This window comes from Paracidovorax citrulli (genome assembly GCF_900100305.1).
Taxonomy (GTDB): Bacteria; Pseudomonadota; Gammaproteobacteria; order Burkholderiales; family Burkholderiaceae_C; genus Paracidovorax; species Paracidovorax citrulli.
Map to the genome: position 1 here is coordinate 43828 of NZ_FNEY01000019.1, position 23365 is coordinate 67192.

Below are 23365 nucleotides of genomic sequence, written 5' to 3' on the forward strand. Positions count from 1 at the left end.
CATCCGCCTACAGCCGACCTGGGAGGGGCGGATTACCTTTGGGTTCTGCTATGAAAGGCTTGTTTATGACCTCTGCATCCGAAACCTTCTCCAATGCACAACAAGAACTGGAAAGGCTGGTCACCGACCTGCGCGGCCTGCTGTCCAACAAGGACCTGGACAGCGTTCCGGAAATCCGCCAGCTGCGCCGCCGGCTGGACGATGGCGTGAACACGGTGCGTGACTCCGCCGTGCGCGCAGCGCAGGAGGCCGCCAACCAGGCGAAGGAAGCAGCCCGCGTGGCGGACCGCTATGCGCACGACGAGCCCTGGCGCGTTGCCACGGCGGCACTGGCCGCAGGCGCCCTGGTCGGCTTCCTGCTCGCCCGGCGCTGAGCGGGGCAGGCGCTCGCCACGCCGGGCGCCGCCATCTCTCTCCTTCTGGCTGGGCACGCACGGCACCCGGCCTTTTCACTGCATCGAAAGGTCCTCATGAATTGGTTGGCGCTACTGGGATTGGAAGGGTGGGTTGCGCGCATCCGTGCAGCCACCATTGAAGGTGCCATCGCCGCAGAGGACCGCTGGGATCTGGCCCGCCTGGAATGGGCCGAGGAAAAGCGCCGGTTGGCATGGATCGTGGTGCTCGTCGTCGCCGCTGCAGGGCTGACCGTGATCGCGCTCATCCTGCTTTCGCTCGCCATCATGGTCCATTTCTGGGATTCGCCGGACCGTGCCATGGTGGCGTGGATCGTGGCCGGCTCCTGGCTGGCGCTGTGGGCGGTCACGCTGATCAGTCTCGTGACCACCGCCAGGCAGGCCGGCAACGCTTTCGCCCTCACGCGCCGCGAACTGCGCGAAGACTGGCGGCAGATCAAGGAAAGGCTGTAATCCCGATGTCCGCACCGCACGCTTCCACGGCCGGCGAAACCGACTTCCGGCCGGCGCTCGGCGATCTGCACGCCACCCCCGAACAACGCAAGATCCTCGAGCGCATCGCGCTGCAGCGCGAGCGCCTGCACAGCCGCCGTCTCGCGCAGCAGCAGGCCGCGGCATTGCGCGCCCAGCAGGGGGCGGAAGGCGGCCCGCGGCCGCTGGACCCGGATGCTCCGCTGGTCGAGCGGGTCATCTGGTTCGCGCGGCAGCATCCGATCATGGTGGTGGCCGCCGCCGGGGCCGCGGCTGCCGTGGGCCCCAGCCGCATCATCCGCTGGGCGGGTGTGCTGATGCCCCTCGTCATGAAAATGAAGCGTTGATCGGCGGCGCTGGCTATTCGCCACGCGCGGTCTGCGGATGGGACAGGCCGCGGGCTACGCGGCCGCAGCCGGCCTGTTTCCGTGCGCTCAGGCTGGGCGCGGCATGGCGCGCAGCGCCTTGGCGACCTGGGGAACCAGCGCGGGGCCCCGGTAGATGAGGCCGGTGTAGATCTGTACCACGTCGGCGCCCGCGCGGATCTTCTCGACCGCGTCCTCGGCGCTGAGGATGCCGCCCACTCCGATGATGGGGAAGTCCTTGCCCAATGCATGGCGCAACTGGCGGATGACGCGGTTGCTGGCTTCCCGCACCGGCGCGCCGCTCAGGCCACCGGTTTCCTCCGCATGCCGCAGCCCCTGCACCGCATCGCGCGAAATGGTGGTGTTGGTGGCGATGACGCCGTCCATGCCATGGCGTTGCAGCGTGGATGCGATGACAGCCACCTGCTCCTCGGCCAGGTCGGGGGCGATCTTCACGAAGATGGGAACGCGGCGAGGGCGCCCCGTGGCTTTTTCAGGCTGCCGGGCCAGCGATTCCCGCCGCTCGGCGATGGCGCCCAGCAATCCGTCGAGGGCTGCGTCGCTCTGCAGCGCGCGCAGGTTCTGGGTGTTGGGGGAGCTGATGTTGACCGTGACGTAGTCGGCGTGCGGGTACACGCCTTCCAGGCACAGCAGGTAGTCGCGCGTGGCGTCCTCGATCGGCGTGGTGGCGTTCTTGCCGATGTTGAGGCCCAGCAGCATGGGGCGCATGCCGGGGCGTGCGTGGTGGTTCGACTGCCGCACGTTGTGCAGGAAGGCGTCCAGGCCTTCGTTGTTGAAGCCGAGGCGGTTGATGAGGGCGTTGGCTTCGGGCAGACGGAACATTCGCGGCTTGGGGTTGCCGGGTTGGGCGCGCGGAGTGACGGTGCCCACTTCGACGAAACCGAATCCCATGGCACCCAGGGCGTCGATGCAGCGCGCGTTCTTGTCCAGCCCTGCGGCCATGCCCACGCGGTTGGGAAAGGTGAGGCCCGCGAGCTGGACGGGATCGGACACCTGCTCGCCGCTCCATGCCCACTGCAGGGGCGTGCGCTGGCCGCGCGCGAGCATGTCCATGGTGAGTTCGTGGGCAGCTTCGGCATCCATGCCGAAGAGGAAGGGGCGGGTGAGGGCGTAGGGGATCAGGGACATGGGGATAATTCGGGCTTCACTCCGATTCTCTCCCATGACCACTCCCGCACCCCTTTCCCAAGATGAACTCAAAGCCCTGGTGGGCCAGGCCGCGCTGAAATACGTGGTGCCCGGCGACATCGTCGGCGTCGGCACGGGCTCGACGGTGAACCAGTTCATCCATGCACTGGGTTCGATGAAGGACCGCATCCGGGGCGCGGTGTCGAGTTCCGAGGCCAGCACGCAGCGGCTGCGTGCGCTGGGCATTCCGGTCTTCGACGCCAACGAGGTGGAGTCCCTGTCCGTCTATATCGATGGCGCGGACGAGATCGATCCGCGAGGCCACATGGTCAAGGGCGGTGGCGCTGCACTCACGCGCGAGAAGATCGTGGCGGCCCTGGCCCGGCAGTTCGTATGCATCGCCGACGTCTCCAAGCTGGTGGAGACGCTGGGCCGGTTTCCGCTTCCGGTCGAGGTGATTCCCATGGCGGCGCAGCAGATCGCGCGCCGTTTCGCCGCGCGGGGCGGGCAGGCGGTGTTGCGCCGGGGGGCGGACGGACAGCCGCTGGTGACGGACAACCAGCAGTACATCCTCGACGTGAAGGGCCTCTCGATCCAGGATCCGCTGGCGTTCGAGTCGGAGGTCAGCCAGTGGCCGGGCGTGGTGACGGTGGGCGTCTTCGCCCATCAGAAGGCCGACGTGGCGCTGATCGGTGCGCCGGAGGGTGTCCGGACTTTCACGTACTGAGAGGGGGGCAGCCGGCGCGTCCGGCCCACGGCCGTTGCGCACCGTTACCCATGCACGTCAGAACTGGATGCCGGCGGGGTTCGCAGGCGAAGGCGCAGGCGGCGCGGCTGGTCGTTGTACCGGAGCGGGCGGTGCGGCAGGTGGCGCTGCCGGGGCCGGCGTGGCAGGCTTGGCGCTGACCAGAGGCGTGGCAGGCGGCCGCCGGTAGTTCGGGGGCAGTTGCGACTGCTTGGGGTACGCCGCGGCATCGAGGTACTGTGTCCACTCGGTGTCGGAGAAGCCGCTGAGCTGCTGCGATCCGATGGTGGCGAAAGGCAGTGCGGTGGAGCCGCTCAGGCGCTGCAGGGCCTCGGCGTCCTCGTTGGTGTTCACGGTGCGCTCGGTGAAGGGCACGCCGCGGCTCGTCAGCAGATTACGCGCGCTTGTGCAGGGCGCGCAGTCGTTGCCGGTGTAGAGCGTGACGGGAAACCGCGAAGCGACCTGCTGCAATTCATAGGGCAGGCCGCTGGCAGAGGTACCGACAGGCTTGCCGTTCACCGTCGCCGGTCCCGATTGCGCGTCCGGCGCCCGGTCGGAGAAAGTCACCTTGCCGTCCGGGCCGACGATGCGATAGACGTTCTGGGCGGTAGCGGGCAGCGCGGCAGCCGCGCTGGCCAGGCACAGCGCAGCCAGGCGGACTGCGGGGGGCAGGGATGGCATGGGGGCGTGTCTCCTCGGGCGTGGGACGTTTCAGCGGGGTGTCAGGCGGTGGTCGTCAGGCGGGCTGGGCCATGCCCTGGTGGCGCAGCAGGGCGTCCAGGGACGGGGCCCGGCCGCGGAAGGCCTTGAAGGACTCCATGGCCGGACGGCTGCCGCCGGCTTCGAGGATGGCCTGGCGATAGCGCCTGCCGGTTTCCGTGCTCGGCAGGCCGTCGGCGCCGGCGGTTTCCTCGAAAGCGGCATAGGCGTCGGCGCTCAGCACTTCCGCCCACTTGTAGCTGTAGTAGCCGGCCGCGTAGCCGCCCGCGAAGATATGGCTGAAAGTGTGCGCACTGCGGCTGAAGGCCGGCGGCTGCAGCACGGCGACTTCCTCGCGCACCCGGTCGAGCAGGGGCATGAAATCCTCCGAGGGATCGTGCTCGGTGTGCAGCAGCATGTCGAACAGCGCGAACTCGATCTGCCGCAGAGTGGCCATGCCGCTCTGGAAGTTCTTGGCGGCCAGCATCTTGTCGAAGAGCTCGCGGGGCAGGGGGGCGCCGGTGTCCACGTGGGCGGTCATGTGCCGCAGCACGTCCCATTCCCAGCAGAAGTTCTCCATGAACTGGCTGGGCAGCTCCACCGCGTCCCACTCGACGCCGCTGATGCCGGATACATCGCGCTCGTTCACCTGCGTGAGCATGTGGTGCAGCCCGTGGCCGAATTCGTGGAACAGGGTGATCACGTCGTCGTGCGTGAGCAGCGGCGGCTTGCCTTCCACGCCCGCAGCGAAGTTGCAGACCAGGTGGGCGACGGGCGTCTGCAGCCGGCCGGTGTCGGGGCGCAGCCAGCGCGTGCGCACGCCGTCCATCCAGGCGCCGCCGCGCTTGCCGGTGCGGGCCGGCTGGTCCAGGTAGAACTGGCCGACGAGCTCGGTCCCGCGCTCGATGCGGTAGAACTCCACAGCCGGATTCCAGACCGGGGCGGTGTCGCGCCGGATGGCCACGTCGAAGAGCGTCTCGACGATCTTGAAGAGGCCGGCCAGCACCTTCGGCGCGGTGAAGTACTGCTTCACCTCCTGCTCGCTGAAGGCGTAGCGCGCTTCCTTGAGTTTCTCGGAAATGTAGGGCCAGTCCCAGGACTGCGGATCGGCGATGCCCAGATGCTTCGCGGCGAAATCGCGCAGGTCGGCGACGTCCTTTTCCGCATAGGGCCGCGCGCGCCGGGCGAGGTCGCGCAGGAAGTCGATGACTTCGCGGGGGGAGTCCGCCATCTTGGCGACGACCGACACCTCGCCGAAATTCGCGTAGCCCAGCAGTCGGGCCTCTTCCTGGCGCAGGGCGAGGATTTCGCGGATCAGCGCGGAGTTGTCGAAGCGGCGCGCATCGCCCTCGGCCTGGTCCGAGGCCCGGGTGACGTAGGCGCGGTACAGCGTTTCGCGCAGGGCGCTGCTCTCGGCGAACTGCATCACCGGCAGATAGCAGGGCATCTTGAGGGTGAGCTTGTAGCCTTCCTTGCCATCCGCCTGGGCTGCAGCGAGCGCCGCCTGGCGCACGTCGTCCGGCAACCCGGCCAGTTCGTCCTCGCGGGCGTAGTAGGCGAAGGCGTCGGTGGCGTCGAGTGCGTTCTCGCTGAACTTCTGCGACAGCTCGGCCTGCCGCTCCTGGATCTGGGCGAAGCGCTCCTTGGCTTCACCCTGCAGTTCGGCGCCGGAGAGCACGAAATTGCGCACGGCGTTCTTCCAGGCCTGGCGCTGTTCCGGATTGAGCGTGGCCGGGTCGATGGCCTTGTACTTCGCGTAGAGGCGCTCGTCGGCCCCCAGGCGCGTCCAGAACTCGGTCACCCGCGGCAGGACCTCGTTGTAGGCCGCGCGCAGCTCGGGCGTGTCGGCAACGCTGTTCAGGTGGCTGACGTCGCCCCACGCTCGGCCCAGCTCCTCGATCGCCACGTCCAGCACGCGCGAGATGGCTTCCCAGGTGGCGGGGAAGTCCGGGGCCGTGACGGTGTCCAGAGCAGTGTTCGCGCGCGAGAGCAGGGCGTCCATCGCAGGAGCCACGTCGGCGGGCGCGATGCGGTCGAACAGCGGGAGGTCTTGGAAGTCGAGGAGGGGATTGCTCATGCGCGTTCAGATGGCGGCGGGGACGATGGGTTCAAGCGGCTTGCGCAATCTCTTCGATAGCCTGGCTCGATGGTATCGGTCAGCCGGCTGCGCGCTCGGCGGCTTCGAGGGTGTTCACGAGCAGCATCGTAATGGTCATCGGGCCGACCCCGCCGGGAACGGGGGTGATGTGGCCCGCGACTTCGCGCACCCCGTCGAAGTCCACGTCGCCGCAGAGCCTGCCTTCGTCGTTGCGGTTCATGCCCACGTCGATGACGACGGCGCCGGGTTTGACCATGTCGGCCGTCAGCACGTTGCGGCGGCCCACGGCGGCGACGATGACGTCCGCCTGCAGCGTCTGGGCCTTGAGGTCGGCGGTGCGGGAGTGGCACACGGTGACGGTGGCGTCCTTGGCCAGCAGCATCAGCGCCATGGGCTTGCCCACGATGTTGCTGCGGCCGATCACCACGGCGTGCTTGCCGCGCAGGTCGTAGCCGATGTGCTCCAGCATCTTCATGCAGCCATAGGGCGTGCAGGGCCAGAAGCCGGGCATGCCGGTCATCAGGGCACCGGCGCTGGCGATGTGGAAGCCGTCCACGTCCTTGGCCGGAGAGATCGCCTCGATGACCTTCTGCGCGTCGATGTGGGCGGGCAGGGGCAGCTGCACCAGGATGCCGTGGATGGACGGGTCGTTGTTCAGCGCGTCCACGCGGGCCAGCAGTTCCGCCTCGGACATCGCGGCGTCGTACTTCTCGAGCACCGAATGCAGGCCGCTTTCCTCGCAGGCCTTGACCTTGTTGCGCACGTACACCTGGCTGGCGGGGTTGTCGCCCACCAGCACGACGGCCAGGCCCGGCGTGGTGCCGCGTTCCTTGAGCAGCGCGGCGCGGCGGGCCACGTCGGCGCGGAGTTGTCGGGAAAGGGCGTTGCCGTCGATCAGTTGGGCGGTCATGGCGGAAGGGGATTACGGTGCGTTCGATGCGAAAAAGGCCGCCGGCCCCGGCAGGGCGCCGGTGGACCGGGCGGCCGTTGCGGAGGCGGTCAGGACTTGGGCGCGTTCTGGCCCAGGGCGATCTTGAGCAGGTCGGCCACGGTGTTGGCGTTCAGCTTTTCCATGATGTTGGCGCGGTGCGCTTCCACGGTCTTGATGCTGATGCCCAGGTCGTCGGCGATCTGCTTGTTCAGGCGGCCGGCGACGATGCGCTCGAGCACCTGCGCTTCGCGCCCGGTGAGCTTGGAGAGCAGGGCGTCGCGGCTGGCGGCCTGCTGGTGGCCGGCGAAGGACTCGCGGGCCCGGTCGAGCATGCGGTCCACGAGGCTGACGAGTTCGTCCTCGTTGAAGGGCTTCTGGATGAAGTCGAGCGCGCCCTTCTTCATGGTGTTGACGGCCATGGGCACGTCGCCATGGCCGGTGATGAAGACGATGGGCAGGGGGGACTTGCGTTCGAGCAGGCGGTCCTGCAGTTCGAGCCCGGTCATGCCGCCCATGCGGATGTCAACGATCAGGCAGGCCACTTCGCGTGGATCGTAGCGCGAGAGGAAGGATTCGGCGGAGTCGAAGCAGCGGACGCGGTAGTCCTTGCCCTCCAGCAGCCATTGCAGCGAGTCGCGCACGGCCTCGTCGTCGTCCACGACGTAGACAGTACCTTTTTTGGGAGTCAAACTCATGCGGGAGTCCTTGGGGTAGATGCTTTTGCTACAGAATTCGTAGTGTCATCCGCAGGCTGGGCGAGCGGAAGCCAGAAGGAGAATCGGCAGCCGGTGACCTCCGGGCCATTGTAGATGTTCTCCGCCTGCATGCGGCCCTGGTGCGATTCCACGATGCTGCGGCACAGGTTCAGGCCGATGCCCATGCCTTCCTGCTTGGTGGAGAAGAAGGCCTCGAAGAGGTGTTCCAGCACTTCCGGGGCCAGTCCCTTGCCGGTGTCCTGCACCGCGAATTCGATGCCGTCCTGGCTGTCCAGCGGGCGCGGCACCACGCGCAGTTCCACACTGCGGCGGGCTGGCGGGCGCCCGGCCTGCTGGATGGATTCCGCGCCGTTCTTCATGAGGTTGATGAGCACCTGCTCGATCAGGATGGTGTCGGCCATCACGGGCGGCAGGCGCGCGGCCACGTAGTGGGTGAGACGCACGTTGTGCCGGCGCAGCTCGATGTCCGCGAGTTCCACTGCCTCGCTGACCATGTGCTGGACGTCGGCGAGGGTGCGGTTGGGTTCGCTCTTCTTCACGAACGCGCGGATGCGCTGGATGATCTGGCCCGCGCGCTGCGCCTGGTGCGCTGTTTTCTCCAGCGCGGAGAGGAGGGCGTCCTCCGTGATCTGCTGGCTCTTGATGCGCGAAACCATGCCGCTGCAATAGTTGCTGATGGCCGTGAGCGGCTGGTTCAGCTCGTGCGCCACGCTGGAGGCCATCTCGCCCATGGTGATCAGGCGGCTCACCGACTGCGCGCGCTCGGCCTGGCGCGCGGCCTGCTCCTCGGCCTGGCGGCGCGGGGTGATGTCGGTGGCGATCACCATCTGGGCCAGGCGGCCGTCCACCCAGTTCAGGTAGCGGGAGCGCACTTCCAGCCATTTGCCGAGGTCGGGCAGGTAGATCTCGGCGTTCTCCGAGCGCGCGTCGGTGAGCGTATCGGTGGGCAGGCCCATGAGGGCGTCCTCGTCGTCCATGCTGCCCGCGCTGGAGCTGCCGGCCGGCAGGACGCCCGCCTGGGCGACGAGCTGCAGGTGCCCGCCGGTCTGCGAGCCGAACCACTGGCGGTACAGCTTGTTCGCGAAGAGCAGCTCCTCGCTGCCCAGGGGCGCGACGGAGACGGAGGCGTCCAGCGATTCCAGCACGATGGTGAAGCGCTCATGGGACGCCGTGAGCTGTTCGCGCACGCGGTTGGGCTCGGTGATGTCGGTCATCGAGGTCATCCAGCCGGTCTGCTGCCCGTGCGCGTCGATGAGCGGCGACACGTACAGCCGCGCGTCGAAGAGCGTGCCGTTCTTGCGTTTCACCCGCACCTGGAAGCCCCCGACCGTCTGCTTGCCGCTGAGCTCGTCGCGCAGCTTCGAATGCAGCACTTCGTGGTCGGCTTCCGGCCAGTAGGTGTAGGGCGGGGACTGGCCGATCAGGTCCTCCGCGTTCCAGCCGGTCATCTGGCAGAAGGCGGCGTTCACGTAGGTCATGCGGCCGTTCATGTCGAGCGCGCGCATGCCGGTGACCATGGAGTTTTCCATCGCGCGGCGGAAGTTGGTTTCGGCCACCAGTGCCTCCTGCGTGCGCAGGCGGCGGCGGGTGTGGCGCCAGTTGGCGATCAGCATCCAGGCCGTCATGGCGCTCAACGTGCCCACGAGCCAGAAGAGGCCGCTGCCCACCACCCCCAGGGAAGTGCGGTAGGCCTGCGCGCGCAGCACGAGGCCGTTGCCCACGGGGGACACGAACACTTCGTACTGGTTGGCGCGGGTGGCCCAGGGCTGCCAGGGCGAAGCGCGCCCGCGCGGCGGCAGCGGCGTGCCGGCCAGCAACTGGTCGCGGCCGTCGAGCATCGTGACCGCGTAGCGCGCGAGCACTTCGGTGGGCGTGCCGTAGCGCAGCAGGCTGTCCACCGAATATTCGGCCAGCACCACGCCCGTGAACTTGCCCTGCGCCACGAGGGGCACCTGCAACTGCAGCAGGGGCGCGGCCTCGCCCCGTCCCGGGTCGGCCAGCGGCTGCGCGTACACGGGCTGCTGCAGGTCGCGTGCGATGCCGAAGGTGTCGGCCGTGTCGCCATTGCGCAGTACCTCGCCCGCCACGCGCAACTGGCTGCTGGGCAGCGTGGGCGCCGCATGGCTGGCCCGGATACGGCGGTGGTCGTCGATCCAGGTGATGGCCTGCAGTTCGGGGTACTGGCTGATCAGCCCTTCCGCGCGGGACACGAAGTCCGCGCGTTCGAGATCCTGGTTGGAGAGGTCGCGCGCGATGCGCATGATCTGCTCCTGGCGCTCCAGCAGGCGCAGGCGCACGCGTTGCTGCGCGTACTCGACATCGCGGCGCAGCGCCTCCTGTTCGCGCTCGCCTTCTTCGGCGCGCAGATACCAGAAGGCCGCCACGATCGCGGCGAGGAACATGAGCACGGCAGCCAGCGGCGCCAGAGCCGCCAGGCGGTCTTGCCGGGTAGGAGAAAGGCTGCGCCACCAGGTGCGCCACCAGCGGGCCGGCACGGTGACCACGGAAGGCTCCGCCGGGACGGCGGGCACGGGGGAAGGGCGGTCCATGCCGGGGAGTGTAGGGGAGCGCCCGGGACCGCCGGATGGGGGAATGTGCGGGTGCAGCATTTTTTCATATTGTGGTGTTGGAGCGCGCCATTCGAAATGTCGCGAAAGTGTGCGAAAATTCGCCGGATTTACCCCCCAACGCCAGCGACTTATCAAGGAGACAGGCATGACTGCTCAGACCGACCCTCAGGCCGGAAAAACCGCGACGTCCGCCCCCGATACCGACCAACAGGAGACCCGCGAGTGGATGGACGCACTGTCTGCCGTGATCGACCGCGAAGGCGCTGAACGGGCACACTTCCTGCTCGAGCAATTGCTCGAACACGCGCGCCAGAGCAGCATCGACATGCCGTTCTCCGCCAACACGGGCTACGTGAACACGATCGAGCCCAGCCAGGAGGCACGCTGCCCCGGCAATCTGGAAATCGAAGCGCGCCTGCGCGCCTACATGCGCTGGAACGCCATGGCGATGGTGGTCAAGGCCAACCGCCACCATCCTCCCGAAGGCGGCGACCTGGGCGGCCACATCGGCTCCTTCGCCTCCCTGGCCAACATGTTCGGCGCAGGTTTCAACCACTTCTGGCACGCAGAGAGCGAGAACCACGGCGGCGACCTGCTGTACATCCAGGGCCATGTGTCCCCCGGCATCTATGCGCGCGCCTACCTGGAAGGCCGCCTGACCGAGGAACAACTGCTGAACTTCCGCCAGGAAGTGGACGGCAAGGGTCTCTCCAGCTACCCGCATCCCAAGCTGATGCCCGAGTTCTGGCAGTTCCCGACGGTCTCGATGGGCCTGGGCCCGCTGATGGCCATCTACCAGGCCCGTTTCCTCAAATACCTGCAGGCCCGCGGCATCGCCAACACCGAGAACCGCAAGGTCTGGGTGTTCTGCGGCGACGGCGAGATGGACGAGGTGGAATCCCTGGGCGCCATCGGCCTGGCCGCGCGCGAGAACCTCGACAACCTGATCTTCGTCATCAACTGCAACCTGCAGCGCCTGGACGGCCCGGTGCGCGGCAACGGCAAGATCATCCAGGAGCTGGAAGGCGAATTCCGCGGCTCCGGCTGGAACGTGATCAAGCTGCTGTGGGGCAAGGGCTGGGACGACCTGCTGGCCCGCGACAAGGACGGCGCGCTGCGCAAGATCATGATGGACTGCAACGACGGGGACTACCAGTCGTTCAAGGCCAATGACGGCGCCTACGTGCGCAAGAACTTCTTCGGCCGCGATCCGCGCACGCTGAAGATGGTCGAGCACATGAGCGACGACGAGATCTGGAACCTGCGCCGCGGCGGCCACGACGCGCAGAAGGTCTATGCGGCGTTCAAGGCGGCCAACGAGCACAAGGGCCAGCCCACGGTGCTGCTGGTGAAGACCGTCAAGGGCTTCGGCATGGGCAAGATCGGCGAGGGCAAGAACACCGTCCACCAGACCAAGAAGCTCGGCGACGAGGACATCAAGGCCTTCCGCGACCGCTTCAACATTCCGATTCCCGACAGCCAGATCGCCGACCTGCCGTTCTACAAGCCGGCCGACGACACCCCGGAAATGAAGTACCTGCACGAGCGCCGCAAGGCCCTCGGCGGCTACCTGCCGCACCGCCGCACGAAGGCCGACGAGAGCTTCACCGTGCCGTCGCTGGAAACCTTCAAGGCCGTGCTCGATCCCACGCCCGAAGGCCGCGAGATCTCGACCACGCAGGCCTACGTGCGCTTCCTCACGCAGCTGCTGCGCGACCAGGCCATCGGCCCGCGCGTGGTGCCCATCCTGGTGGACGAGGCCCGCACCTTCGGCATGGAAGGCCTGTTCCGCCAGATCGGCATCTACAACCCGCACGGCCAGCAGTACACCCCGGTGGACAAGGACCAGGTGATGTACTACCGCGAGGACAAGGCCGGCCAGATCCTGCAGGAAGGCATCAACGAGGCCGGCGGCATGTCCAGCTGGATCGCCGCGGCCACGTCGTACAGCACGAACAACCGGATCATGATCCCGTTCTACGTGTACTACTCGATGTTCGGCTTCCAGCGCGTCGGCGACCTGGCCTGGGCGGCCGGCGACATGCAGGCGCGGGGCTTCCTGCTGGGCGGCACGTCGGGCCGCACCACGCTGAACGGCGAAGGCCTGCAGCACGAGGACGGCCACAGCCACATCCTGGCCAACACGATTCCGAACTGCATCAGCTACGACCCGACCTTCGCGCACGAAGTCGCCGTCATCATGCACGACGGCCTGAAGCGCATGGTCGAGCGCCAGGAGAATGTCTTTTACTACCTGACGCTGCTCAACGAGAACTACGCCATGCCCGGCCTGCAGCCCGGCACGGAAGAGCAGATCATCAAGGGCATGTACCTCTGCAAACAGGCGCCGGCCCTCAAGAAGGGCGCGCCCGCCGTGCAGCTGCTGGGCAGCGGCACGATCCTGCGCGAGTCGTTCGTCGCCCAGGAACTGCTGGAGAAGGACTGGGGCGTGGCCGCGTCCGTGTGGAGCTGCCCGAGCTTCAACGAGCTGACGCGCGACGGCCAGGAGGCGGAGCGCTGGAACCTGCTGCACCCCACGGAAACGCCGCGCACGTCGTTCGTGGAGGAGCAGCTCGGCAAGACCGAGGGCCCGGTGATCGCTTCCACCGACTACATGAAGGCGTACGCCGAGCAGATCCGTCCGTTCGTGCCCAAGGGCCGGACGTACAAGGTGCTGGGCACCGACGGCTTCGGCCGCAGCGACTTCCGCCGCAAGCTGCGCGAGCATTTCGAGGTGGACCGCCACTACATCGTCGTGGCCGCGCTCAAGGCCCTGGCCGAGGATGGCAAGCTGCCCGCTGCCAAGGTGGCCGAGGCCATCCAGAAGTACGGCATCCAGGCCGACAAGGTGAACCCGCTGCACGCCTGACCCCACCGGAGACAACAACATGGCACTGATTGACATCAAGGTCCCGGACATCGGGGATTTCGACGCCGTCGGCGTGATCGAACTGCTGGTGAAGCCCGGCGACACGGTGAAGGCCGAGCAGTCGCTCATCACCGTGGAGTCCGACAAGGCTTCCATGGAGATTCCTTCCAGCCACGCCGGCGTGGTGAAGGAGGTCAAGGTCAAGATCGGCGACCAGGTGAGCGAAGGCTCGGTGATCGTCGTGGTCGAGGCCGAAGGCGAGGGCGCGCAGCCCGCGGCGGCGCCTGCCGCGAAAGCGGAAGCGCCCCCACCCGCATCGGCCGCGGCGTCCGCGCCGGCACCTGCTGCGCCCGCGGCCGCCCCGGCTGCCGCCGGCCCGATCGATGTGAAGGTGCCGGACATCGGCGACTTCAAGGACGTGGCGGTGATCGAACTGCTGGTGAAGGTCGGCGATACGGTCAAGGAAGAGCAGTCGCTCTTCACCGTCGAATCGGACAAGGCCTCCATGGAGATTCCGTCGCCCGCCGCCGGCGTGGTGAAGGAGCTGAAGATCAAGATCGGCGACAAGGTGAACGTGGGTGACCTCGTGGCCGTGCTCGAAGGCACCGCGGGCGCGTCCTCGGCGGCACCTGCCGCTGCCGCTCCGGTGGACCGCGCCGCTTCGCAGTCCGAGCCCGACACGCGCGCCCCGCGCCAGCTGCCGGCCGAGGAGGCCGCCCCCCAGGCGGGAGCGCAGGCATCCTCGCCGTCTCCCGCGCCCGCGCCGCATGCCCCGGGCGCTGCGCCCATCGGCTTGCCGCATGCATCGCCTTCGGTGCGCAAGTTCGCGCGTGAACTGGGCGTGCCGCTGGAAGAGCTCAAGGGCTCCGGCCCCAAGGGCCGCATCACCCAGGAGGACGTGCAGGCCTTCACCAGGCAGGTGATGGCGGGCGGCGTGCAGACCAAGGCCCAGGCGGCCAAGCCACCTGCCGGCGGTGGCTCCGGCGTGGGCATGGACCTGCTGCCCTGGCCGAAGGTGGACTTCGCCAAGTTCGGTGGCGTGGAGCGCAAGGATCTCTCGCGCATCAAGAAGATCAGCGGCGCCAACCTGCACCGCAACTGGGTGATGATTCCCCACGTCACCAACAACGACGAAGCCGACATCACCGAACTGGAAGCCTTCCGCGTCTCCACCAACAAGGAGAACGAGAAGTCCGGCGTGAAGGTGACGATGCTCGCCTTCGTGATCAAGGCCGTGGTGGCCGCGCTCAAGAAGTTCCCCGAGTTCAACACCAGCCTGGACGGCGACACGCTCGTCTACAAGCAGTACTTCCACATCGGTTTCGCGGCGGACACGCCGAACGGCCTCGTGGTGCCCGTGCTGAAGGATGCCGACAAGAAGGGCATCCTGCAGATCAGCCAGGAAATGGGCGAGCTCGCCAAGAAGGCCCGCGACGGAAAGCTCGGCGCGGCCGACATGCAGGGCGGCTGCTTCTCGATCTCGTCGCTCGGCGGTATCGGCGGCACGCACTTCACGCCCATCATCAACGCGCCCGAAGTGGCCATCCTGGGCCTCTCGAAGGGCCAGATGAAGCCGGTGTGGGACGGCAAGCAGTTCGTGCCGCGCCTGGTGCTGCCGCTGTCGCTCTCCTACGATCACCGCGTGATCGACGGAGCGTCTGCCGCGCGCTTCAACGCCTACCTGGGCCAGGTGCTGGCGGATTACCGCCGCATCCTGCTGTGAAAGGAAACCCGACATGGCAGTGATCGACATCAAGGTGCCCGACATCGGTGATTTTTCCGAAGTGGGCGTGATCGAAGTGCTGGTGAAAGCCGGCGACACCATCAAGGTGGAACAGAGCCTCATCACCGTCGAATCCGACAAGGCATCGATGGAGATTCCGTCGAGCCATGCCGGCGTCGTCAAGGAGGTGAAGGTGAAGGTCGGCGACAAGGTCGCCGAAGGCTCGGTGGTGCTGACGCTGGAGGCCGCGGATGCGGCTGCCGCTGCGGCACCGGCGCCCGCATCCGCGCCCGCGGCGGCTGCAGCGCCTGCCCAGGCTGCTGCACCGGCCCCCAAGGCCGCAGCCGCGCCGGCTCCGGCCGCGGCGAGCTTCGGCGGCAATGCCGACATCGAATGCGACGTGCTCGTGCTGGGCGGCGGCCCCGGCGGCTACAGCGCCGCCTTCCGCGCGGCCGACCTGGGCCTGAAGGTCGTCATCGTCGAGCGCTATTCGACGCTGGGCGGCGTCTGCCTGAACGTGGGCTGCATCCCGTCCAAGGCGCTGCTGCACGTGGCGGCGGTGATCGACGAGGTGAGCCACCTCAAGGCGGCCGGCATCGAGTTCGGTGCACCGAAGGTGGACATCGACACCCTGCGCGGCCACAAGGAAAAGGTCATCGGCAAGCTGACCGGCGGCCTGGCCGCCATGGCCAAGATGCGCAAGGTGACCACCGTGCGCGGCGTGGGTCAGTTCGTGGGCGCCAACCACCTGGAGGTGGAGGAAACCACCGGCGCCAGGGGCCAGGAGAAGACGGGCGGCAAGAAGGTCGTGGCCTTCAAGCGCGCGATCATCGCCGCCGGCTCCCAGGCCGTGCACCTGCCGTTCATGCCGAATGATCCGCGCGTGGTCGATTCGACCGGCGCACTGGAGTTGAAGGAGGTGCCGAAGCGCATGTTGATCCTGGGCGGCGGCATCATCGGCCTGGAAATGGGCACCGTCTATTCCACCCTGGGCGCGCGCCTGGACGTGGTCGAGATGATGGACGGCCTGATGCAGGGCGCCGACCGCGACCTGGTCAAGGTGTGGCAGAAGATGAATGCCCACCGCTTCGACAACATCATGCTCAAGACCAAGACGGTGGGGGCCGAGGCCACGCCCGAGGGCATCAAGGTCACGTTCGCCGCGGCGGAAGAGGGCGGCAAGGCGCCCGAGCCGCAGGTCTATGACCTGGTGCTGCAGGCCGTGGGCCGCACCCCCAACGGCAAGAAGATCGGCGCCGAGAAGGCCGGCGTGGCCGTGACCGACCGCGGCTTCATCGACGTGGACGTGCAGATGCGCACCAACGTGCCGCACATCTTCGCCATCGGCGACATCGTGGGCCAGCCCATGCTGGCGCACAAGGCGGTGCACGAAGCGCATGTGGCGGCCGAGGTCATCGCCGGTGAACTGACGGGCGACAAGGCGCTGGCCTCCGCTGCGTTCAACGCCCGCGTGATCCCGAGCGTGGCCTACACCGACCCCGAAGTGGCCTGGGTGGGCCTGACCGAGGACCAGGCCAAGGCCCAGGGCACCAAGGTCCGGAAGGGCCTGTTCCCCTGGACGGCCTCCGGCCGCGCCATCGCCAACGGCCGCGACGAGGGCTATACGAAGCTGCTGTTCGACGATTCGCCCGAAGCCCATGGCCACGGCAGGATCCTGGGCGGCGGCATCGTGGGCACCCATGCCGGCGACATGATCGGCGAGATCGCCCTGGCGATCGAGATGGGCGCGGATGCCGTGGACATCGGCAAGACCATCCATCCGCACCCGACGCTGGGCGAGAGCATCGGCATGGCCGCGGAGATCGCGCACGGCTCCTGCACGGACGTGCCGCCGCAGAAGAAGTGAAAGACGGGTGGCGCAGTGAATCGCTGCGCCGCTTTAATGGACACTGGCCGAGTCCGTGCGCCACCTGAAAGCCGGGCTGCGTATCGAGCAGGGTCGCAGCCCGGGCACGGTGCGACCCTCAACCGGATTCTGGGCGTGGCAGGCCCAGCCGGCTGACCGACCCGTTCAGCGGCGCAGCGAAATGGCAGCGTCCGTCGCTGTCAGGTAGCCCACTGCGGCCGAGAAGCGGTTGTTGTAGTTCTTGCGCACCAGCGGGTCGAGCGTGTCCTTGACCTTGCCGTGGACCGACTGCCAGTCGCCCGGGTGCTGGAAGTTGCTCATGATGTAGGTCCAGCCGTTGATGCTGTCCACCGCGTGCAGGCCGGTGGATTCGGCGCCGGCCGGGGTGGAGAGCACGCGGCTGAGCGTTTTCGTGTCCACGTTGTACGCCCACAGGAAATTGTTGACGTGGTCGGTCGTGTCCTCGCCGATGAACAGCGTGCGCATGCCTTCCGAGAACTTGATGTTGTCGGGGCTCGCGATCTTGTCGGGGTGGGCCGTGTTGCCCAGAGCGTCTGCTGCGATGTCTTCACCCATCAGCAGCACGCGGGACTGCTTGGGCACCCAGTCGCTGTCGATGGCGTTGCCGGCGCTGTCCTTCTGGCCGCCGGCCAGATCGTGGGCCAGGATGCCGCCCGCGTTGACGCGCCTGGGGAAGGCCACATTGTGCGATTCCACGTAGCCATTGCCGCCGACCACCATGGAGTCGCGGATGCTGGAGACCACGGAATAAGCCACCTTGTCGCGCACGTTCACCGTCACGCCTTCGCTCTTGGTGAGCGCCAGGCTGCCGCCCACCAGGGCTGCGTAGCGGTGCGTTTCCAGGAAGGCGGCGGCCTTTTCCATGCCGGGCTTCAGACGCACCCAGCAGTTGTTGTTCTTGTTCAGCATGATCCGCGTGTAGCTCGGATCGTTCGGGTTGGTCGTGGTGGAGTCCATGATGTCTGTCGGCTTGATGCCGCTGTTGATCATGGCCTCGATCTCTGCGCTGGTCGCGCTGCCCAGCCTGATCCACTGCATGGCGGCCGTGCTGGTATCGGTGAGCTTTTCGGTCCAGTGCGCGACATAGAGCGTGCCCGAGGACAGGTCGCGCGCCTTGTCTGCCACGAACATGAACCAGCCGCCGTTGGTGGCATCGTCGCCCATCAGCGCGGTGCGCTCATCGGGCATGACCTGGATCAGTTCGTGCGAGATGCGGCCCAGGCAGTAGTGCTTCCTGATGCTGCCCGTGCCATCGGGGTTCACGGTCACTTCGGGGATGTGGCCGTAGTGGTAGGGGTTGGCTTTGGAGGCATCGCCGTACAGGTTGGCGCTGAAGCGGTCGATCTTCACCGTGGTGGCTCCGCCCATGCCCTGGCGGAAGGCGTCGGGCTCGTACTCTTCGCTGGAGAGATGCGTGCCCCAGGGGGAGATGCTGGCGCCGCAGGTCACCCACAGGCCGTGGACGGCAGAGGTGTCCACATTGTGGTACTTGACCAGCGACAGCCTGCCGGTGGCCGGGTCCTGATCCAACGTCAGCACGGCGATGGGCGAGGGCAGTTCGGCCCACAGCTGATCGGTTTTGTCGGCGTTGGCCAAGTTGGTGTCGGTGTATTCGAACTGCACCACGGCGAAGACCGGATTGCCCTTGACGCCGTCCACTTTCGCGTTGGGCACCGTCAGCAGCGAAGTCCCGTCCGGGCAGTCGGAGAAGAACTGGCGCTCCTTGCCGGGCACCGACGCGTCGATGATGGGGCGGTTGTTGATGTCGTAGATACCGCCGGCGACGAGGGTGCCGCCCTTGCCATCGGGCACCTTGTCACCGGTCAGGAAGAACGGCTGGTAGGCCAGCTGGAGCAGGTGGCTGCTGCCGTCGCTGAAATCGACCTTGAGTTGCGAGCCCACCGTGCAACTGGCCATGGCGGCGGCCTGGCTCAGGTCGGGCGCGGCCATGCCGACGAAGGATGCGGAGGTCATGGTGGCCGTCGGACTGCCATCGCTGCCGCCGCCGCAGCCCGCCAGGGCGGTGGCGGCAAGCGCGCCGCCGAGGGGCAGCATGGGGGTGCCGGCCAGCAGTTTCAGCAGCGCGCGGCGCTGCAGGGAAGGCGTGGAGGATGCGTCGGAAGGACGTGGGAGTTCGCGGTCCATGGATTCTGTTGTAGATCGTTTCAGTGGGGATGCCATTCACCCGGCGCCATGGAAAAAAAAGCATGGAAGCGGATGAGCTGGGAATGTTCGCCGGGATCGGTGACTCGACAGTGACAGCGCACAGGTGCCGCCCGGGATGCCTTCGGCGCCCATCCCTCCGTACCGCTTAGGCTCCGGCATTCGGTCGCGGCATATCATCGGCAACGCCCCTGCGCGTGCTATCCATCCCGCTGCGCGGCACCGGCCGCGACCCGGGCATGACAAAAGGAGACATGTTCCATGCGATTGAAATCCTGCGCGGCCGCGGCGCTGCTGGCCCTGTCGGGCGCCGCCTCGGCCGCCTGGCCCGACAAGCCCATCACCCTCGTCGTTCCCTTTCCCCCGGGCCAGGCCACGGACATCTTCGCGCGCGCCCTGGCGGAGAAGCTCGGCGCGCGCCTCGGCCAGCCGCTGGTGGTGGACAACAAGGCCGGTGCCGGCAGCAACATCGGCACCGAGCAGGTGGTGCGCTCGAAGCCCGACGGCTACACCCTGGTGATGGCGGGCAGCGCGATGGCGGTGAACCAGACGCTCTACCGCAAGGTGAATTTCGACCCGCGCAAGGACCTGCAGGGCATCAGCCTGGTCGCCAAGGTGCCGCTGGTGTTCCTCGCGAACCCGGGCTCGGGTATCCGCAGCATGCAGGATCTGGTGGCCCGGGCACGGGCCGAGCCCGGCAAGCTGAGCTATGCGAGCGCGGGCATCGGCGGCACGCAGCACCTGAGCGCCGAGATGGTGAAGGCGCGCGCCCGCATCGAGATCGAACACATTCCCTACAAGGGCAGCGGTCCCGCGCAGGCCGACTTCCTGGGCGGGCAGGTGCCGCTGATGGTGGATTCGGTCACGGCGGGCCTGGCGAACATCCAGGCCGGCAAGGCCGTGCCGCTGGGCGTGACCTCCGCCACGCGCACCAGCCAATTGCCCCAGGTGCCCACGATCGCCGAGAGCGGCCTGCCGGAGTTGAAGGGCTTCGAGGCCGTGGGCTGGCTGGGGCTGATGGCGCCCAGGGGCACGCCCCGGCCCGTGGTGGATCGCCTGAACCGCGAGGTGGTGGACATCCTGAACAGCCCGGACATGCAGAAGTTCATCCGCGACCGCGGCTCCGAACCCGCGCCGACCACGCCCGAGGCGATGGACCAGTTCGTCGCCAGCGAGATCGTGGAGTGGGGCAAGGCAGTGAAGCAGTCCGGCGCCGCGGTGGATTGACGGCGCCTGCTCGGCACGGAGGAACGTCGCTGGCGTGCCTTCTCACGGAGTTTCCGTGCAGGGTGCCTTGGGCATGTGGGCCTGCAGCTGGCGCAGCGCGCCGCAGAGCCGCTGCGACCGGGTCGTGGCCGCAGGCCCTTGCGCCTCTGCGGTTTCGATGTCTGCCTCGATGACGGCCTGGGCCCGCTGGGCGAGCGCGTGCCATGCGGGCGGGTCCAGCAGCTGGTGCGCCGCCTGCAGCAGATCCATGCCGGGAGCGTAGGCGGCCGCGAGCTTGCGTACGGAGTTCAGCGCAAAAGGGGGACACGCCAGGGCCTGGACAGCCACCGAGCGGGCCACCGAGCGTGGCGAGTGTCCCGTGGCGCCATGCCGCCATGCCAGTGCTGCAATCCATGCGGCGAAGAAATAGATCATCCCCGCGGCAGCCAGTTGCACGGCGTCACCCGGCCACACGAAGAGCGCTGCCGGCAGCAGCAGGTACAGGGATGCACCCAGCCCGTAGAGCGGCAGCGCGAAATGGCGAAAGCTGTCCGCATGCGCCCGGAGGCGCTGAACCGCAGCGTCGTCGCCCGGCAACCGGACCTGGTCCGGTTGCCAGCCAAGCGGGTACACGGGCTGGTGCGGCGACAGCAGCGCCGGCCAGGCCAGATAGGCCCAGCGGACTTCGAAGCCCTGGGTGGCCAGCATGCCGCGCCAGCGCGTGCGGCCTGGGCGGCGCACCAGTCCGGCGCCCTCGGCCAGGGAGACGCAGGCGTCGTACGCATGGAACGCGCAGATGGCCAGCATGACTTGCGCCTCGGGGCTGATCAGCGGGAACACGGCGGACTTTCGGACATCGGTGCTGCGATGGATGGGCAGGCGACGGGGCGCAGGGGCCGCCCCTTGCGCCGTCAGGCGTCCTTCTTGCGGCCGAAGAGCTTGCCGATGCCCGCCAGCAGGCCGGCCGCTCCGGCCAGCAGCAGCTTCCAGAACCCGGCGATGAAGCCGCCGATCACGGCCCACAGCCCCTTTTTCGTGGCGACCGCGGCGGCGCCTCCCAGTACCAGGGCGCCCAGCCCGATCTGGGCGATCTTGTCGCCGTTCCTGAATTCGGCATAGGACTGGCCGCTGTTGTACTTGAAGCCGGTGAGCACCTGCTTGAATTCCTCGGTGTCCCGGGCGAGGGCGTCGGGATCGGACACGAGCACCGCGCTCATCACCCCCGTGCGCCCGAGGATGCGCGAGGTGTAATTGATGGCTTTGTGGCCGCTTTCGTCGCGCAGGCGCAGGCCCCATTCCAGCCGCTTGCTCTGCGTGTCGTAGTGCGGTTCGACCTGCCAGCCCTCCGTGTAGAGCGCCTCCATTCCCAGCTTCTCGCGCTGCTTGTTGCTCTGCACATCCGATGCCTTCATGGAGGACAGCAGTTCCGCGGCATTGATCTTCTCGTCGTCCTTGACGTAGCCCGTGTCGTCGAAGGAGAACACGGCAAACCATTTCAGGGTGCCGGGCGCGATCAGGTAGTGGTCGGGCGACGGCGGGTTCCCGTAGAGTTCCAGCAGCTTGGCCGTGTCCTTTTCGCCGAGGAAGCGGTAGCCGGCTGGAATCCGGATCGTGGCCTGGCTGCCGATCTCGCCTTGCCCCTGGTCGATCCAGTGGAGCGCTTTTACTTTTGCCTCGATCTGTGCATGCCGGTCCGGTTCCGTGCCTTGCGCCCAGGCGCCGATGGACAGGCCTATACCTACGATGGCCGCGGCCAACTGTTTTTTCATTGCTCTTCCCTTGTTATGCATTGGTTTTGGATGAGGGCGGATCCCGGGAGTCGCCTCGTGGAACGGGCCGTGGCCGGCCCGCGCCGCCAGCACTGTATCCGGTATGGCCGTGGCAACTGCAGCGTTGTGTATCGCACCCGTGCGCCACGGCAGCAGGAGCGTTTGCCGGATGCCGCGCTGCAGCGATATGAAAATGCTAGCGGCCCATCAAGGCACAATCGATGCCCCAGCCACTTCTGGTCCGGAACGCGCCGCGCTTTCAACGTGCGGAGAGCGACGGTCCCCATCTTCCATGCAAGCCCTGCTGCATGCCATCGCCCAGATGGCACCCTGTCCGGATGCACGGCGTATCTTCCACGGCCGGGGCGGCCTCCGCCCGGGTTGCGAGCACTGGTCGCTGGATGCGTATCCGCCTGCCTTCGTGCTCACGAGCTTCCTGCCGATGGAAGAGGACGCCCTGGCCGCCATCGGCGCGACGCTGCAGGCCCGCTGGGCGGAGATCGCTCCCGGGGAGCCGCTGTGCTGGGTGTTCCAGTGCAGGTGCCCGGGAAAGACCGGGACGCGCCTGATGACCGGCGAGGTGCCGGACCCGCATGCGGTCACGGAGCAGGGCGCGCGTTACCGGGTGCATGTGCTGCGGGGCCAGAACCATGGCCTGTTCCTCGACATGGCAGAGGGCCGGCGCTGGGTGCGCGAGCACGTGGCGGCGCGCCGGGCCGCCGGCGGGCGCGGGCCGCGGGTGCTGAATCTTTTCGCCTACACCTGCGCTTTCTCCGTCGCGGCTTTGCAGGGCGGGGCGGCGCAGGTGGTCAATGTGGACATGGGGCAGGGCGCGATCTCCATCGGGCAGCAGAACCACCGGCTCAACGGGCTGGAGCAGGGCGCGAGCTTCCTGGCGCACGACGTGTTCACGAGTTGGGGCAAGATCGGCCGCGGCGGACCCTATGACCTGGTCATCGCCGATCCGCCGAGCTACCAGAAGGGCAGTTTCGTCGCGACGAAGGACTACGCACGGCTCATGCGGCGCCTGCCCGGCCTGCTCGCACCCGGAGGGCATGCGCTGCTGTGCCTGAACGCGCCCGAACTGGGCACGGACTTCCTCCTCGGCCAGATGCGCGAGCAGGCGCCGGAACTGCGCTGGATGGAGCGGGTCGCGAACCCGGCGGTGTTCGCGGACGTGGATGCCGAGCGGTCGCTCAAGGTGATGGTGTTCGCGCTGGATTGATCCCCGCCGGCCGGACCGCCGCCCCATGCGCCGTGCAGGGCCGGCGCGAGGGGAACCAGCCCGGCAGGAAAGACTCCCATCCGCAGGATGCCGGGGCCGCTTCCGCGGACCCGGTACCATCGCGCCCGCGGAATGTGCATCGGCAGCGTTGCCGTGCCTGTCCCTTTCGCCGGGCCCGCCTGCCGCGATGCCGCGCCAGGCCGGCCCAACGCCCGCCCGCTGCGCCAATGGGTATTTACCTCCTGACCGTGTGATTGCTTCCCTGCTCGCTTCCCTGCGCTCCTGGTTGTCCAGCGGGCCGTTTTCCTCGCTGACCCGCCGCGCTGGCGCCGCGCTGCGCTGGTTCCTTGCCCGGCGGCCAGCCC

Annotated in this window: 18 protein-coding genes; 9 read left to right on the forward strand and 9 right to left on the reverse strand. The window is 67.7% G+C overall.

Annotation, left to right across the window (positions count from 1 at the left end; genetic code table 11):
• Positions 1-65: 65 nt before the first annotated feature.
• The 3 genes from BLR99_RS13805 to BLR99_RS13815 all read left to right on the forward strand — a co-directional run bounded on the left by BLR99_RS13805 (position 66) and on the right by BLR99_RS13815 (position 1231).
• On the forward strand, positions 66-374 hold the full coding sequence (locus BLR99_RS13805) for an ElaB/YgaM/YqjD family protein (protein WP_041827401.1): 309 nt from the start codon (positions 66-68) through the stop codon (positions 372-374).
• A 96-nt stretch (positions 375-470) separates the two neighbouring features.
• On the forward strand, positions 471-866 hold the full coding sequence (locus BLR99_RS13810; RefSeq protein ID WP_011795557.1) for a phage holin family protein: 396 nt from the start codon (positions 471-473) through the stop codon (positions 864-866).
• A 5-nt stretch (positions 867-871) separates the two neighbouring features.
• On the forward strand, positions 872-1231 hold the full coding sequence (locus BLR99_RS13815; protein WP_011795558.1) for a hypothetical protein: 360 nt from the start codon (positions 872-874) through the stop codon (positions 1229-1231).
• Positions 1232-1318: 87 nt separating this feature from the next.
• On the opposite strand, the gene BLR99_RS13820 is transcribed toward BLR99_RS13815, so the two are convergent.
• Positions 1319-2398 (reverse strand): quinone-dependent dihydroorotate dehydrogenase, encoded by a 1080-nt coding sequence (locus tag BLR99_RS13820; RefSeq protein WP_011795559.1) that lies wholly within the window; start codon positions 2396-2398, stop codon positions 1319-1321.
• Between the two features lie 34 nt (positions 2399-2432).
• Between BLR99_RS13820 and rpiA the strand changes: the two genes are divergently transcribed.
• Entirely contained in the window at positions 2433-3125 is a 693-nt protein-coding gene (gene rpiA, locus BLR99_RS13825; protein WP_074687285.1) for a ribose-5-phosphate isomerase RpiA, read from the forward strand.
• A 57-nt stretch (positions 3126-3182) separates the two neighbouring features.
• On the opposite strand, the gene BLR99_RS13830 is transcribed toward rpiA, so the two are convergent.
• From BLR99_RS13830 to BLR99_RS13850, 5 genes are all read right to left on the reverse strand, one after another.
• Complete coding sequence (locus tag BLR99_RS13830; RefSeq protein ID WP_011795561.1) at positions 3183-3824, reverse strand: glutaredoxin family protein; 642 nt, start codon at positions 3822-3824, stop codon at positions 3183-3185.
• A gap of 55 nt (positions 3825-3879) precedes the next feature.
• A complete protein-coding gene (locus BLR99_RS13835; RefSeq protein ID WP_011795562.1) occupies positions 3880-5919 on the reverse strand; it encodes a M3 family metallopeptidase in 2040 nt (679 codons plus the stop codon).
• Between the two features lie 79 nt (positions 5920-5998).
• The gene (gene folD, locus BLR99_RS13840; protein WP_011795563.1) at positions 5999-6850 is read right to left on the reverse strand and encodes a bifunctional methylenetetrahydrofolate dehydrogenase/methenyltetrahydrofolate cyclohydrolase FolD; all 852 of its coding nucleotides are present in this window, start codon (positions 6848-6850) and stop codon (positions 5999-6001) included.
• Positions 6851-6939: 89 nt separating this feature from the next.
• Positions 6940-7566: a response regulator transcription factor gene (locus tag BLR99_RS13845; protein WP_011795564.1), complete on the reverse strand. Its 627-nt coding sequence runs from the start codon at positions 7564-7566 to the stop codon at positions 6940-6942.
• Complete coding sequence (locus tag BLR99_RS13850; protein ID WP_017438235.1) at positions 7563-10136, reverse strand: PAS domain S-box protein; 2574 nt, start codon at positions 10134-10136, stop codon at positions 7563-7565. The genes BLR99_RS13845 and BLR99_RS13850 overlap by 4 nt, the downstream gene beginning before the upstream one ends.
• A gap of 166 nt (positions 10137-10302) precedes the next feature.
• Here BLR99_RS13850 and aceE point away from each other — a divergent pair, with 166 nt between their 5' ends.
• From aceE to lpdA, 3 genes are read left to right on the forward strand one after another with little or no spacing between them, the layout of a single operon-like run.
• On the forward strand, positions 10303-13026 hold the full coding sequence (aceE, locus tag BLR99_RS13855; protein WP_011795566.1) for a pyruvate dehydrogenase (acetyl-transferring), homodimeric type: 2724 nt from the start codon (positions 10303-10305) through the stop codon (positions 13024-13026).
• A gap of 19 nt (positions 13027-13045) precedes the next feature.
• The gene (gene aceF, locus BLR99_RS13860) at positions 13046-14749 is read left to right on the forward strand and encodes a dihydrolipoyllysine-residue acetyltransferase (protein WP_074687287.1); all 1704 of its coding nucleotides are present in this window, start codon (positions 13046-13048) and stop codon (positions 14747-14749) included.
• 13 nt (positions 14750-14762) lie between these two features.
• Positions 14763-16616, forward strand: coding sequence for a dihydrolipoyl dehydrogenase (lpdA, locus tag BLR99_RS13865; RefSeq protein ID WP_048857404.1), 1854 nt, complete (start codon positions 14763-14765; stop codon positions 16614-16616).
• Between the two features lie 165 nt (positions 16617-16781).
• On the opposite strand, the gene BLR99_RS13870 is transcribed toward lpdA, so the two are convergent.
• Entirely contained in the window at positions 16782-18782 is a 2001-nt protein-coding gene (locus BLR99_RS13870) for a PhoX family protein (protein WP_017438459.1), read from the reverse strand.
• 279 nt (positions 18783-19061) lie between these two features.
• Between BLR99_RS13870 and BLR99_RS13875 the strand changes: the two genes are divergently transcribed.
• Positions 19062-20027, forward strand: coding sequence for a tripartite tricarboxylate transporter substrate binding protein (locus tag BLR99_RS13875; RefSeq protein ID WP_017438460.1), 966 nt, complete (start codon positions 19062-19064; stop codon positions 20025-20027).
• 42 nt (positions 20028-20069) lie between these two features.
• Here the strand turns inward: BLR99_RS13875 and BLR99_RS13880 are convergent, their stop codons facing one another.
• Complete coding sequence (locus tag BLR99_RS13880; protein WP_017438461.1) at positions 20070-20846, reverse strand: hypothetical protein; 777 nt, start codon at positions 20844-20846, stop codon at positions 20070-20072.
• Positions 20847-20917: 71 nt separating this feature from the next.
• Complete coding sequence (locus BLR99_RS13885; protein ID WP_011795571.1) at positions 20918-21775, reverse strand: DUF2167 domain-containing protein; 858 nt, start codon at positions 21773-21775, stop codon at positions 20918-20920.
• A 292-nt stretch (positions 21776-22067) separates the two neighbouring features.
• Here BLR99_RS13885 and BLR99_RS13890 point away from each other — a divergent pair, with 292 nt between their 5' ends.
• Positions 22068-23000, forward strand: coding sequence for a class I SAM-dependent methyltransferase (locus BLR99_RS13890; protein ID WP_011795572.1), 933 nt, complete (start codon positions 22068-22070; stop codon positions 22998-23000).
• The last annotated feature ends 365 nt before the right edge of the window (positions 23001-23365 follow it).